This is a genomic window from Peptidiphaga sp., assembly GCF_057238965.1.
This window is the reverse complement of sequence record NZ_DBHHEV010000005.1, coordinates 20,489-33,421: the sequence shown is the minus strand read 5'-3', so window position 1 is coordinate 33,421 and position 12,933 is coordinate 20,489. Positions and strand designations below refer to the sequence as shown.

At 64.9% G+C, this 12,933-nt stretch carries 8 protein-coding genes and 3 tRNA genes; 4 read left to right on the top strand and 7 right to left on the bottom strand.

Annotated features, from left to right (window positions below; genetic code table 11):
• Window positions 1–24: 24 nt before the first annotated feature.
• From ACO48X_RS01455 to ACO48X_RS01445, 3 genes are all read right to left on the bottom strand, one after another.
• Window positions 25–2,445, bottom strand: coding sequence for a serine/threonine-protein kinase (locus ACO48X_RS01455; RefSeq protein ID WP_484999845.1), 2,421 nt, complete (start codon window positions 2,443–2,445; stop codon window positions 25–27).
• A gap of 353 nt (window positions 2,446–2,798) precedes the next feature.
• Window positions 2,799–4,442 carry an MFS transporter gene (locus ACO48X_RS01450; RefSeq protein ID WP_484999889.1) on the bottom strand — a complete coding sequence of 548 codons (1,644 nt, stop codon included), beginning with the start codon at window positions 4,440–4,442 and terminating at the stop codon, window positions 2,799–2,801.
• A 61-nt stretch (window positions 4,443–4,503) separates the two neighbouring features.
• Entirely contained in the window at window positions 4,504–5,319 is an 816-nt protein-coding gene (locus tag ACO48X_RS01445; protein WP_484999843.1) for a TetR/AcrR family transcriptional regulator, read from the bottom strand.
• Window positions 5,320–5,699: 380 nt separating this feature from the next.
• Between ACO48X_RS01445 and ACO48X_RS01440 the strand changes: the two genes are divergently transcribed.
• Window positions 5,700–6,641 carry a hypothetical protein gene (locus ACO48X_RS01440; protein ID WP_484999841.1) on the top strand — a complete coding sequence of 314 codons (942 nt, stop codon included), beginning with the start codon at window positions 5,700–5,702 and terminating at the stop codon, window positions 6,639–6,641.
• Window positions 6,642–7,062: 421 nt separating this feature from the next.
• Here the strand turns inward: ACO48X_RS01440 and ACO48X_RS01435 are convergent.
• The 3 genes from ACO48X_RS01435 to ACO48X_RS01425 all read right to left on the bottom strand — a co-directional run bounded on the left by ACO48X_RS01435 (window position 7,063) and on the right by ACO48X_RS01425 (window position 8,576).
• A tRNA-His gene (locus tag ACO48X_RS01435) sits at window positions 7,063–7,138 on the bottom strand.
• A 191-nt stretch (window positions 7,139–7,329) separates the two neighbouring features.
• Window positions 7,330–8,253, bottom strand: coding sequence for an ATP-grasp domain-containing protein (locus ACO48X_RS01430; RefSeq protein ID WP_484999839.1), 924 nt, complete (start codon window positions 8,251–8,253; stop codon window positions 7,330–7,332).
• Between the two features lie 250 nt (window positions 8,254–8,503).
• Window positions 8,504–8,576, bottom strand: a tRNA-Lys gene (locus ACO48X_RS01425).
• Window positions 8,577–8,756: 180 nt separating this feature from the next.
• Between ACO48X_RS01425 and ACO48X_RS01420 the strand changes: the two genes are divergently transcribed.
• A complete protein-coding gene (locus ACO48X_RS01420; protein WP_484999837.1) occupies window positions 8,757–9,323 on the top strand; it encodes a TetR/AcrR family transcriptional regulator in 567 nt (188 codons plus the stop codon).
• 70 nt (window positions 9,324–9,393) lie between these two features.
• Window positions 9,394–9,951, top strand: a complete 558-nt coding sequence (locus ACO48X_RS01415; RefSeq protein ID WP_484999834.1) for a DUF4865 family protein — start codon at window positions 9,394–9,396, stop codon at window positions 9,949–9,951.
• A 61-nt stretch (window positions 9,952–10,012) separates the two neighbouring features.
• On the opposite strand, the gene ACO48X_RS01410 is transcribed toward ACO48X_RS01415, so the two are convergent.
• Window positions 10,013–10,084 (bottom strand) — tRNA-Lys (locus tag ACO48X_RS01410).
• A 103-nt stretch (window positions 10,085–10,187) separates the two neighbouring features.
• Between ACO48X_RS01410 and ACO48X_RS01405 the strand changes: the two genes are divergently transcribed.
• The coding region (locus tag ACO48X_RS01405; protein WP_484999832.1) for a DEAD/DEAH box helicase at window positions 10,188–12,933 on the top strand (2,746 nt) is incomplete at its 3' end.

Below are 12,933 nucleotides of genomic sequence, written 5' to 3'. Positions count from 1 at the left end.
CAACAGGCCTCGGCGTCTAGAACGTCATTCGTCCCTGACGGTGCCAAGGATGATCTCGTCGCCGTTTGGCCGGATGGCCATGCGATTCCCGCCGAGCAGGGCGACGAACGATCCGTCCGCCCTCCACAGCTCGTTTCCGTTGGAAAGAGAGTAGGCGACGACCTTGCCCTTTCCCTCGTTGTCGCTGGCGACCGTTCCGGTCTTCCAACGCCTTCTCTCGTCGGAGGCGTTGGAAGACTCTAGCAGCAATGTGTCGTCGTCGCCGCTGAGCCCCAGAATGTCGACGTAGCACCTGCTCTGATCGTTCACTTTCGGGACCTTGAAACGGACGCCGTCGATCTCAATCCGGCATTTGGCGCCGTCCACCTTCGCCACCCTGATGTCGCTTTCGCCTCGGATATTGACCGCCTCGGTGGCGGGCGACGCCTCGAACAGCTCCTTGAGGGCTTCGGGCGAGACGTTCGGAGAGGATATGACCCAGTTGTTCGTGGTCACTTTCGCTTTGCCGCCGAATTTGCGCTCGCCCTTCTCGTCCCAGATCGTGTAGGAACCGCTTTCGATCCGGTAAAACGCCTTGGTTCCGGCGTCGATTCCAAAGCCGAGCGGATGCGGATTGTCGCTGAACGACTCGAAATCGTCTTCGGCGTCCACAGATTTCAACACTTCGCCCGAGGCGACGGAAAGTATGCGCAAGGATTTCTTTTCGTTGTCATAGGAGAGAATGAAGCCGTTCTGAACGATGGCCTCGCTGTACTTCCCCAACGCGCGCCAGGCTTCCTTCCCAGAGGAGTCGATGCCGACGAGGTCGCCCGAGCTGTTGTCAGCGATCATGACTGTGATCTCGCCGTCCGTGCCGACGAGGTTGTGGGAGCTTGGGCCCGGCGGCCTGTAGATGTTTCCGTTGGAACGAATGACCGTCGCCGAGCTGCCTGTGTGGCAGAGGAACGAGGAATTGTTCCAGAATCCCGACTTGTTGTCGTAACAGCTTTTCTTTGCGATCTTCGAGGTTCCCGTTCCGCTCAGGCTGTAGAGCGTCCAATCGCTCACGACGTTGGCGGCGACCAGGCTCCGGTCGGGAGAGACCGCCACTTTGTATGCCTTAGAGATACGGTGCTCTTCGACGAACTTCTTGCCCGCTGGCAAATTCGCGACGTACCACTCCGGCGTCTTCTCCTCGCGCGTCAGCATGCGGATGCCCCACACACCCGCGCCGACCAAGGCCACGGCGAGCAGGGACACGAGGGCGACCGTCCCTTTGCTCCACTTCTTGCGCCGGCCCGAACGCCTTGGGCCTCGGGAGTCTCCAGCGGTCTGCGGAGTGAACGGAAAGGTCTGCGAGCCGTAAGCGCCCGTCTGAGTTTGCGAGCCGTAGGCCCCCGTCTGCGTGCGCGAGTACGGGCCGGTGTAAGGCCCCGCGTAGGAGGAGGCAGCCTCAGACGCCGATTGAGAGGAGCGATTGGGAATGTAAGAAGTCGGGCTGGAAGCTGAAAAATGCTGCGATGCGGAGGCGAAAGCCGCCTGCGGGTAGTGCCCCGCCGTCGGAGATACGCCCCCGTCGGCAAGCTCCGTCGAGGGCGTGGACGGCGGCGGCTTCGCGATCTTCGGCGCCGCCGGGACGTTTTCCAACTCGGAGGCCATTGCGCGGAGCTCGCGTGCGACGTCGGTCGCCGTCGGCCTCTTTTCCGGAGTCTTGACGAGCATGGAGGCGATGAGGCCCCACATTCGGTCGGGCACGCCCGCGGGACGCCCGGGCGTGCGGTGCATGTGCTGCCCGAGCAGCTCCGAAATGCTGCCGACGAAGGGCGTCACGCCGCAAACGACTTCATACAGGACGACGCCGAGGGAGTAAATGTCGGCCTGCGTTCCCGGGACCTCGCCCGAGAGGACTTCCGGGGACATGTACAGCGGGGTGCCGATGACGCCCGTGAGGTGGCTCGCGCCCGCGACGTCGATGATGCGGGCGATTCCGAAGTCGACGACGCGCGGGGTCATCGGCGTCGTCGAAAAGTCGAGCAGGATGTTGGCGGGCTTGACGTCGCGGTGAAGGATGCCTGCGCTGTGGACGGCGCTCAGCCCTTCGGCGACCGAAGCGCCGAGTTGCGCGGCTTCCGCGGGCGGCAGCGGCCCCGATTCTTTGAGGTATCCGCGCAGGTCGCCGCCCGGGACGTAGTCCATGACCAACGCGAGCGTCGTCCCTTCGACGACGAAGTCGTGGACGCCGATGACGTAAGGCGAGGACACGCGCAAAAGGGTCGACCGCTCCTTGATGAAGCGCTCGACGAAGCCTGGCTCCTCGGCGAGATCGGTCCGAAGGATTTTGAAGGCGTAGATCTCGGGCACGGCGTCTTGAGAGCTCTCGCTGGAAGCACGACCGATCCACACCTCTCCTTGGGCGCCCTTCCCAATGCGCTCATCGAGGATGTATCTGCTTCCAAGCCGACGCATGTACCCTCCAGATTCTCGACACATGACAGTATAAATCTACAGGTTTTGAACCCCTATTCGTAGTGTGCCAGCGGTGCGGAGGCGCCACAAGCGAGTGCGGAAGGGCCACACGTGAGCCATGTCGCCCTTCCACACCCTCGGACTCTCATCTTTCTTAGGGCCTGCCCATGTTCTGCAAGGAACTTCCGTCAGTTGACGAGTCAACCTCGTCATTGCGCACCCTCGCAGATGTGCCGCCCTTCATCTTTGGCACGGGCGTTCCTCGGCGGCCAGCGGCCTCCCACGTGCAGCCAACGGCCTTCCGCCTGCGGTCAGCGGCCTTCCGCGTGCAGTCAGCGGCCTTCCGCCTGCAATCAGTGGCCTCCCGTGATCTTCGTTCCTTTCGGTGTGAGGAAGAAGACCACGGCGGCGACGGCGATCATCAGCACCCCGCCCACTGCCCCTGTCACCTCGAAGGACCGCGTGAAAGCCGCTCCCGCGCGCTCGGCGAGCTCGGGAATATTGGCCTCGTTCGCTATCGTCACCGCCGCCCCGAGCGATTCTTTGGCTTGGTCTGCGACGTCGGCGCTGTGCTCCCGAAGCTCGGCGAAAAGCGGGTCTGCGACGACCTCGGCCTTGTACACGAGGGCCGAGACGCTGCCCAGAACGGCCACGCCCATGACGCCGCCAAGCTCATAGGAGGTCTCTTCCAGCGCCCCGGCGTTGCCCGCTCGATCTTCGGGCGAGCCGCCCATGACCATGGCGGACGCGATGGCGAGGGTCCCCGCTCCCGAGCCGACGAGGACGAGGGCCGCCGTCACCGCAGCCACGCTGAGGCCGGCTCCCTGAAGCCCCACGTAGACCATGCCGAGGCCTGCCACGGCAAGCCCGCCGGCGAGAACGGCCCGCGCCCCGAACACCTTGCTGAGCGGCGGCGCCGCGATGGACGCCACCGCCCCCGCCGCTGCCGCGGGGATAAGGTGGATCCCCGCCTGCACCGGGGTGTCTCCCTGCACCAGCTGGAGCCACTGCGAGATGAGGAGGATCGCGGCCAGAAGCGAGAACGTGGTGCCCAGCGCCGCGAGGATGCCGGCGGAAAACTGCCGATTGCGGAAGAGGGCGAGGTCGAGGAGGGGCTCGTCGCTTTGGAGGCATCGGCGGGCGAACGCCCCGAGGGCGACGGCGGCGATCGCGAAGGCGATCCATGGCGCGGGCAGGAGCAGGCTGGCTTTGTCGCCGAACTCTTTGATCGACCACACCAGCAGCGTCATGCCGACGAGCGAGAGGAGGACCGCAAGCGGGTCGAGCTTCCCCGGTTTCTCAACGCGAGATTCGGGAAGCAGAAGCATCCCCGCGATCACGCCGGCGGCCATGAGCGGCACGTTGACGAGGAAGGCCGAATGCCACGAGAAGTGTTCGAGCAGGTACCCTCCCAGCAGGGGGCCGATGGCAGACCCCAAACCGGAGACGGCCGCCCAGATGCTCAGCGCCGTCGCCCGCTCTTTCGCGTTCGTGAAGATGACGCGGATGAGCGACAGCGTGGTGGGCATGATCATCGCGCCGCCCACGCCCAGGAATGCGCGCACGGCAATCACAACGCCCGGAGAGTCGGCGAAAAAGACCAGGAGGGAGGCCACTCCGAAAATGGTGTAGCCGAGCATGAGCATGCGTTTGCGGCCCCAACGGTCTCCGACTGCCGCCCAAGATATGAGAAGGCCTGCGAGCACCAGCGAGTAGACGTCGACGATCCACAGCTGCTGGGTGGCGCTCGGCTTGAGGTCCTTGGCCAGGTCAGGAAGCGCGATGTTCAAAATCGTCATGTCCATGGTTATGACCAGAACGCTCGCGCTGAGCACGGCCGTGGCCAGCCACCGGCGGGCTGCGGACAGCGGCTGTGCCGGCGCGGGGCCGTCTTCTGTCTTCGGCCGCGCGTCCTCGGCTTTGGTCGACCGTGTGCCTTCGTCAGTCGTTGACCGTGCGCCTTCCTGGGTCGTTGACCGTGCGCCTTCCTGGGTCATTGACCGTGCGCCTTGGTCGGTCGTCGACCGGGCCCCTTCGTCGGTCGTTCCTTGCAGTCGCTCAACTTTTCTTGCCATTGTTCGTTTCTCCTTCATGGCCTTCGTTCTGATCTGCCGTTCGGTTGCCGCCTTCGGAGCGCCCGCCGTTCGCGCGCCTCTGCTGTCCGGGCCACGGCGCGGACAAGATCGCCCGGAAGATTCGCTCGATCACCTCTTTGTCTATGGGCGTGCTTCTCAGCGCCGAGTGGACGAGGGCGCCTTCGAGGCACAGCTCGAGGGCCATTGCGCACTCCGCGCCGAAATGAGGGGCGAGGACGGCGATGAGCCGGTCCGGGTTGCGCAGCGCGATCTCGCGCAGCCCGTCGTCCCGGGCGCCGGCGTTGAGCAGGGCGACATCGGCCCTGACCTGCCGAACGTCCTGCAAATACTCGCAAGCGAGCTCGATGCAGTAGCTTTCGACGTCGTCACACGCTTCAAGCTCCGATTCGAAAGCGTCGACGCCGGCGTCCATCTCCCTGACCAGAGCGTCCATCGCGCTTTCTCGCAGGTCCTCGATGGATGAGAAGTACTTGGTGGTCGATCCCAGAGAAACTCCCGCGCGGACAGCGACAGCCCGGTGGGTGAGCGCGGCGGCGCCCTTCTCGACTATCACGTCGATTGCGGCGTTGAGAATCGCGCGGCGCCGCGCTTCGGGGTCGCGCTTTCGCGACGTGAGCGAGCAGAGCCGATCGAGCCGCTCCCCCACGGGCCCTCGCTCTTTCGCGGAGCTTTCCTCTTGGGCGAGCTCGCGTTTCCTCTCGCCTCCCGCCTCCCGCGCCTTGGCTTCCGCTTTGGAAGCTTGAGCCCGCGCGGATCGCGGCTCACCGTTGCCTCTCATCGGCCCACACCTCTCATTCTTCGAGCGAACGCCTTGTTTTAGGCGAACGCACGGCCCTTCAAGGAAGCCTTCCCGTTCTTTGGGGAGCGCCTTCCGCCCCTTGGAAGCTATTTCCACGCGATTCGGGAACGCCTTTCGCACACACTTTAAGTGTACGTTCTGTACATGTACAAAATGTACACCATTGGCACAGAACTCGAGAATTCCAGAGCCGAAGCTGAGACGTCAGGCATAGCAGGGAATCGTCCGGCGGAAACGGCCGACGCCGGCCGCCGCTCGCCGTCGGCGCGTCTGCCCCGGCGACGCGCAGCCCTCGAAGGCCTCGGGCCGGCGGACAAACCGATGAGCGCTCCCCACGTTTTCAATGGAAAAGGAAGCGAGTGCGCCGATATTCTCGACCCATCACGGCGTACACGCAGGCCACCGCGATAGAGGCGTCGGTTCTCTACGAAGACGGCAGAGATATGCGAGGAGCACGCAAAGAAGGGAAATTCATGGAGAGGAACCGCTCTCAATCGGACCGGACGGCCCGCCGCACCCGCTTCGGAAGGGAGGCCAAGGAGGCTCGAGCGGACGCCGGGGCAGCGGACGCCGCGACCAAGGGCGCCTGGGCCGGGGCCGGCGCGGGCGCATGGGAAACGGGCAAAAGCGGCGCGGGGACGCGAATTGGCGTGAGAGCGGCGGCAAAGGCAGGGGCGGGAATCGGCGCTCCGAAGCGGGACTGGGTTCCATTGATCGACGCCGCCACGACGCGCGCAGTCCCCCTCGGCTTCGTCTTTTACCTCCTGGCGACCACCCTCTACCTGTTCTATTGGGGGCAGCCGCTCGGCGCAACGGAGATGTGGGCTCGGGCGCTTTTGTGGAACGTGTGGCCCTGGCTGGGGCTCATGTGCCTGGCGTTGACGTGGGCGTGGGCGAGTCGCAAGGATCCGCGGCAGACGTGGCTGCGCCGCCTGATGAACCGCGCTCCCCTTTTCGGGAAAAAGGCGGCGATCTTGGGCGCGGCCCTCGGCTCCATATTCTTATTGCAGGCGGCCGTCAACGACGTCGAACTGGCGCTGGATCTGCAGGCGGGCCCGCAAGGCGAGACCGGCGTGGTGTGCACGGAGTTCAAGGAGTGGCCCTCGTACAAGAACGGAGACGCCAAGACCACTTTCGTCCTGCGCCACGCCAATGGAAGGGACGAAACTTTCGAGTTCACGTCTCGCCTGGGCGTGTGGGACGACGGCCCTCGCGGGTCGATCAAGCGGCTGTGTTCCTCGCAGGAGTCCTTCACCCTTTGGCGGTGGGCAAGAACGGGAGTCATCGCCGACGTCGAATGACGGGGCCCAACGACGCTCGCCGGTTCGCCGTTGCACACGAACTCGCCGACGCGCGAGACCAGAAGCGCACACAATCAACACAAACCAGCCGTCGCACGAGTTCAGAATCGCGGACGAACTCGGAATCGCACATCAAAAACACCTTGGTGCCATATAAGGGCCAAATTTTGGACCTTGCAATGCACGGCGGCGCTTTTCAAGCGAAAGCAAAGGCCGACCCCGCGTTTCGCCAAGCAGCGACAAAGGATACCGCCGCGCTTCGTCATGCAGCAATAAAAGTCAACGTCGAGCTTTACCGCGTAAAATAGGCGTAGAAGCCGAGTCATAGCGGAAGACGAGGCGATGATGGAATCGAAAATCTCGCATTCAGCCGGAAATCTCGGCTCAACTGACTTGGGGTGGGCACCCAACCGAAGCGACTTGGGGTGGATGACGGGGCTCGAACCCGCGACCCCCTGGACCACAACCAGGTGCTCTACCGACTGAGCTACAACCACCGTACGTGCCCCAGGCAGGGTCGCTCGCCTGAGGCACCGTTCAAGTGTAGCCTAGCTTCTGCGTCGTGACGAAACACCTCCGGGTGATCCGCGCCACCGCAGCGCGACAGACTGTCCGACGACGGCGCATCGCTTTACGTCGCTCGAGGGCCGCTCCACCTCGCTCGAGTGCGATGCGCTGGCACGCGCCGTCACCAATGCACGCGCATGGCTATGGCGTCGGCGAACTTCTTCAGGTGCGTGGGGTTCTGCGAAAGGTAGAGCGATCCGTCGATGAGAGAGACCTCGAGGACGTAGAACTCGTGGGCGTCTTTGGGGCCGCCGCGGACGATGTCGACGCGGTTGTACAGGAGCAGCTCGTCGCGGCCGCATGTGTCGACGATGTAGCCGTGCACGATCTCGCGGATCTGCTCGCCCCAACGCCACTCCTGGGAGTTGGTCGCGGCCGAGCGGACCACTTCCTCGTGGAACTCCTCGGTGGAGCGGAAGCTGGGGTGCAGCATCGGATCCTTCTCGACCTGGTACGAAGCCAGCCCGTTGAGGTAGATGAGCGAGGTCTCCCCCGATCGGTCGATCTGGTCGAGGTAGCGCTGCACCATGACGGGGCGGCCGTTTTCGAGCTCGCTCATCGCATGGCGTATGGCCTCGCCGCGCGAGTTCGGGTCGATCGCCGTATACCTCCCGGTCCCGCGCCCGCCCGAGGAGATGGCCGGCTTGACGACGAAATCCCCGTAGGCGGGGAACCGAGTGTGCAGCTGATGCTTCGTCAGATTCTGCTCCGGTTCGAGCCACACCGTCGGAATGACCGGCAGGCCTCGGGCCTCCAGCTCGCGCAAGTAATGCTTGTCTGAGTTCCAGTCCATGACTTGCGCCTGGTTGAGGATCCGTGGGATGGAATGCGCCCAGGCGCGAAACTCCTCGCGATGGGCCGCATAATCGCGCACGGAGCGGACGATGACGGTTCCAGCCTGCGACCAGTCGACGTCGGGGTCGTTCCACACGGAGACCCTCGGTTCGAGCCCGCGCTCGCGCAAAGCGTCGGGGAGGGCCTGCTCGTCGGCGTCAAGGTCTGGCAGTTCGGCGCACGTTGCCAAGGTCACGATCGGATCAGACACGCAGCCAACTTTACCCGATGGCGATTGCGCGGATCACGCCCAAGCTCAAGTCGATCAGATCCAGCCTCGGGTGAAACCCGCACAGATTCGGCCCAATCGCATACGCGGCATCCAAAACGCGTGCCCAAGAGCGCCCAAGGGCTGCGACGCCTCGGGCGGCCAATCGCATCGCGAGCCGCACTTCGTCGCATCCGACGTCGTCCCGGAAAACGAAAAGCTCCACAGCCTTGCGGCTGCGGAGCCCTGTTCGTACACCGCCTGGGACTCGAACCCAGAACCCACTGATTAAGAGTCAGTTGCTCTGCCAATTGAGCTAGCAGTGCTTGCGGATTTAGATTACTCAGGCGCCCGCCGCCGCGCAAGCTGTCCTCGTGTGATCTAGCTCCGCCGCGGCGCGCCGCCCGCCCGGCTGCCTGAAAGCCTCTCGACCGGACTAGCACGGCGCCCCTCCTCGCTCCTTTCGCAGTTTGCCTTCTGTACCGACTACTATGTACAATCTTTGCATGGACGCTCGAACCCGGCTGGTGAACGTCGCGCAAGACCTCCTGTGGGAACGCGGGTACGCGGCGCCCAGCTCCAAAGAAATCCTCAACCGCGCCAACGTGGGTCAGGGAAGCATGTACCACCACTTCTCGGGCAAGCGAGATCTGGCTGCCGCGGCCTTGGAGCAGAGCGCCGCGGCGATGCGCGCCGAGGCGGAGGCCCTTCTGGCCGCAGACGGCACGGCCGCCGAGCGTGTGATCTCCTACCTCGAACGGCAACGAGATTCGCTGCGGGGCTGCCGCATGGGACGCATGACGTACGACGCCGACGTGCTGGCAACCCCGGAGCTTCTCCGCCCGGTCGCCGAGGCTCTCGGGTGGATCGTCGGCGCTCTCGCCGACGTCGTCCGCCAGGGGATCGAAACCGGGGAATTCCAGTCCGATACGGATCCCGAGCAACTCGCCTCGATGGTCGTCGCGACCGTCCAAGGCGGATATGTGCTCGCGCGGGCCCGGCAGGATCCGGCGGCCTTCGACGCCGCAGTCGCCGGCGCGGCGTCGCTCGTACGCCAACAGGCCGGCGGCTGAGCTTCGTGCGCCGCCTCGCCGACGTCGGCTCACAATTGACCGAAACACAAGCAACGAAGGAACAGAACCGATGTATGCAATGCAGTACCAGATCGCTTTGCCCGCCGACTACGACATGGACGTCATTCGCAAGAGGGTCCGTGCGACGGGCCATCTAATGGACGGGTTTCCCGGACTCGAGTTCAAGGCCTACCTCATACAAGAAAAGGCCGAGGGCGCCCCGCGGAACGCCTACGCCCCCTTTTATGTGTGGCGAGACACCGACGGCATGCGCAGTTTCTGCTGGGGCGAGCCTGGCTACTCGTCGATCGTCCGGGACTTCGGGCGCCATTCCATTCAAGACTGGACCGTGCACAGGATCGCTCGCGGCCCGTCTTCCTACGCGAACGCCCGCAGCCTATCCTTTCAGACCGTCTCGCTTCCGGACGACGTCGCCCCCTCGGCCTGCGTCGAAAGGCTCTCGGCCGCATTCCTTTCGGAAGAGGACGGCGAGACCGTCGCGCGAGTCGCCGCCGTCGACGTGACCGCATGGAACCTCGTCTTGGTCGAGCTGAGCGCCGCACGCGGCGAACAGAGCGACGCAGGCCGGACCGTCTACGAAGTCCTTCACGTCTCGGAAGGCTCATGACCGAACAAGGCCCCCGAGAAAATCGAAAGGCCCGCAGTCTTTCGACTGCGGGCCAAACCCGTACACCGCCTGGGACTCGAACCCAGAACCCACTGATTAAGAGTCAGTTGCTCTACCATTGAGCTAGCGGTGCGGATTCCAACTTTACCCGCCGATCGCGGCGCAGGCAAACGCCGATCCCGTGGCGCGCGACACCGTCGCCGCAGGGGCCGCGGGAAACCGACGTTGCCGTTCCAATGCCGGCCTTGTGGCAATCTTGTGGGGTGACGAACGAAAAGCCCAACGCCCCAGCCCTCAACCTTGCGCTTGACAGGCTCGAAGACGCCTTCGTATTCACGCCCGACGGCGACGCCGTCTACGAGGAGTTCTCGAAGTGGGCCGAATCGACGGGACGCGCCCTCTATCCCCACCAGGAAGAGGCTCTTCTGGCTGCGGTTTCCGGCGACAACCTGATCGTGTCCACGCCGACGGGATCGGGCAAGTCGATAGTCGCGCTCGCGGCGATCTTCACCGCCCTCGCACACGGGCGGAGCGCCTACTACACGGCCCCGCTCAAAGCCCTCGTCTCGGAAAAGTTCTTCGAGCTCATCGCAGCCTTCGGCGCGCACAACGTCGGCATGGTCACGGGCGACTCATCCATCAACGCCGGGGCGCCGATCGTGTGCGCAACGGCGGAAATCGTCGCAAACATCGCATTGCGCGAGGGCGACGCCGCGGGCATCGGCGTGCTCGTCGCCGACGAATTCCACTTCTACGGCGATCCCCAGCGCGGGTGGGCATGGCAGGTCCCTCTCTTGGAGCTCGCCTCGACCCAGCACGTCCTCCTCTCCGCCACGCTGGGCGACACGTCCTTCCTTGCGGAAGACCTGAGCAAACGCACGGGCAGGAACACATCCGTCGTCGACCGCGCCGAACGCCCCGTCCCCCTCGCGTTCTCCTACTCGCGCGAACCCCTCGGCGAAGTCGTCCTCGAACTCGTCCACACCCACCGCGCCCCCGTCTACGTGGTCCACTTCTCACAAAAGGAGGCCGTCAGCCAGGCGCAGGCACTGCTTCCGATCAATCTGACGACGAAGGCCGAGCGCGAGCTCATAGCCAAGGAGATCGGCGATTTCCGCTTCGGCCCCGGATTCGGAAAAACGCTGTCCAAACTGCTGCGATCGGGCATCGGCGTCCACCACGCAGGGCTGCTTCCCCGCTACCGCCGGCTCGTCGAAAGGCTCACGCAAGCCGGACGGCTCAAGGTCGTCTGCGGCACGGACACCCTCGGCGTCGGGATCAACGTCCCCATTCGAACCGTCCTCCTGACGTCGCTGTCGAAGTTCGACGGAACCCGTTCACGCCACCTTTCGGCCCGCGAGTTCCACCAGATCGCGGGCCGGGCGGGCAGGGCCGGGTTCGACACGGCGGGCGACGTCGTCGTCCAAGCCCCCGAGTACGAGATAGAGAACGCGAAAGCCCTGGAAAAAGCCGCCGGGGACCCCAAGAAACTCAAGAAACTCGTTCGAAAGAAAGCCCCCGAAGGCGTGGTGCTGTGGGGAGAGAAGACGCTCGCGCACCTTCAGAACGCGACGCCGGAAAAGCTGGCCTCGCAGATGCGCGTCAACCACGCCATGATCCTCAACCTTCTGCAACGCCCCGGGGATTCGGTGGCCGCCGCCGTCCGTCTGCTGACAGACAACCACGAGCCCAAAACCGAGTCGAACCCCCTGATCAGAAGGGCGGTCGAAATCTACGAAACGCTCCGTTCGGCGGGGGTCCTCGTCCACCACGACGTCCAATGGCAGGCTGCCCACCCCGGCGAATCCGCGGTGGATTTCGCCCGCGAGGTTCCGAGCGACTTCGCCCTCAACTCGCCTCTGGCCCCCTTCGCGCTCGCAGCCCTCGACCTGCTCGAACGCGAGTCCCCCGACTATCCGCTCGACGTCGTCTCGGTGGTAGAGGCCGTCCAGGAAAATCCGATGCAGGTGCTCTACGCGCAGGAGCGCGCGGCGCGCGGCGAGGCGATCGGAAGGATGAAGGCCGCCGGAATGGGCTACGAGGAGCGGATGGCCGAGGCGGACTCCATCACGTGGCCGCGGCCCCTCGCGGAGCTTTTGGAGGGGGCCTTGGCCGTCTACCGTCAGACGAATCCGTGGGTGGACGGCTACGACCTCACCCCGAAATCGATCGTGCGGGAAATGGTGGAGCACGCCGAGACGTTCTCCGAGTTCGTCTCGCGCTACGACCTGGCGCGCAGCGAGGGCGTGCTTTTGCGCTACCTCTCGGACGTCTACAAGGCCCTGCGGCAGACCGTGCCGCTCGAGGCCCGCACGGACGAGGTCGACGAGATCACGCAGTGGCTGGGGACGCTCGTTCGCTCGGTCGACTCCTCGCTCCTCGACGAATGGGAGGCCCTCGCCGACGGCAGGGTGACGCCCGAGGAGGCCGCCCGCATGTCCGGCGAGGCCGAGGGCGGGCTCGACGAGGTCGCCTTCGGGGCGGACGAGAACGGCGCCGCCGCCTTTACCCGCAACCGCCACGCCTTCAAGGCCGCGGTCCGCAACGCGGCGTTTCGCAGGGTCGAGGCCGTTCAATTCGAGGACCTCGACTCCTTGGACCGCCTCGACGGCGAGCCCGCGTGGGCGGAATCCAGCCGGTTCGGGGAGGCCGACAGTCAAATTGGGGACGAGGGCGGCGCGGCCGACGCTGCGTGCGGCGAGGCCGGGGCCACACGCAGCGAAGCACGAGACGCACGCAGCAAAGCACAGGACGCACGCAGCGAAACAGGGGACGAGGGAAGCCGGGCGAAGCCCTCAAAGCGCGAAGCGGGGCCCGTATGGGACGGCGACGCCTGGATGGACGCCACCGATCCGTACTTCGACGTCTACGAGAGCGTCGGGATCGACTCCCACGCCCGCGGAAACGAGTTCTTCCGAGTGCAAGAACAGGTCGACGCCGTAGACCTCGCCGAAGCGGGCGTGCCCCGCGAGGTCGCCGAGG

Excerpts from the sequence above, each read along its gene's own strand:
- ACO48X_RS01455 (WP_484999845.1), bottom strand. The coding sequence starts at position 2,445 with ATGCGTCGGCTTGGAAGCAGATACATCCTCGATGAGCGCATTGGGAAG.
- ACO48X_RS01450 (WP_484999889.1), bottom strand. The coding sequence starts at position 4,442 with ATGACCCAGGAAGGCGCACGGTCAACGACCCAGGAAGGCGCACGGTCA.
- ACO48X_RS01445 (WP_484999843.1), bottom strand. The coding sequence starts at position 5,319 with ATGAGAGGCAACGGTGAGCCGCGATCCGCGCGGGCTCAAGCTTCCAAA.
- ACO48X_RS01420 (WP_484999837.1), top strand. The coding sequence starts at position 8,757 with ATGGACGCTCGAACCCGGCTGGTGAACGTCGCGCAAGACCTCCTGTGG.
- ACO48X_RS01415 (WP_484999834.1), top strand. The coding sequence starts at position 9,394 with ATGTATGCAATGCAGTACCAGATCGCTTTGCCCGCCGACTACGACATG.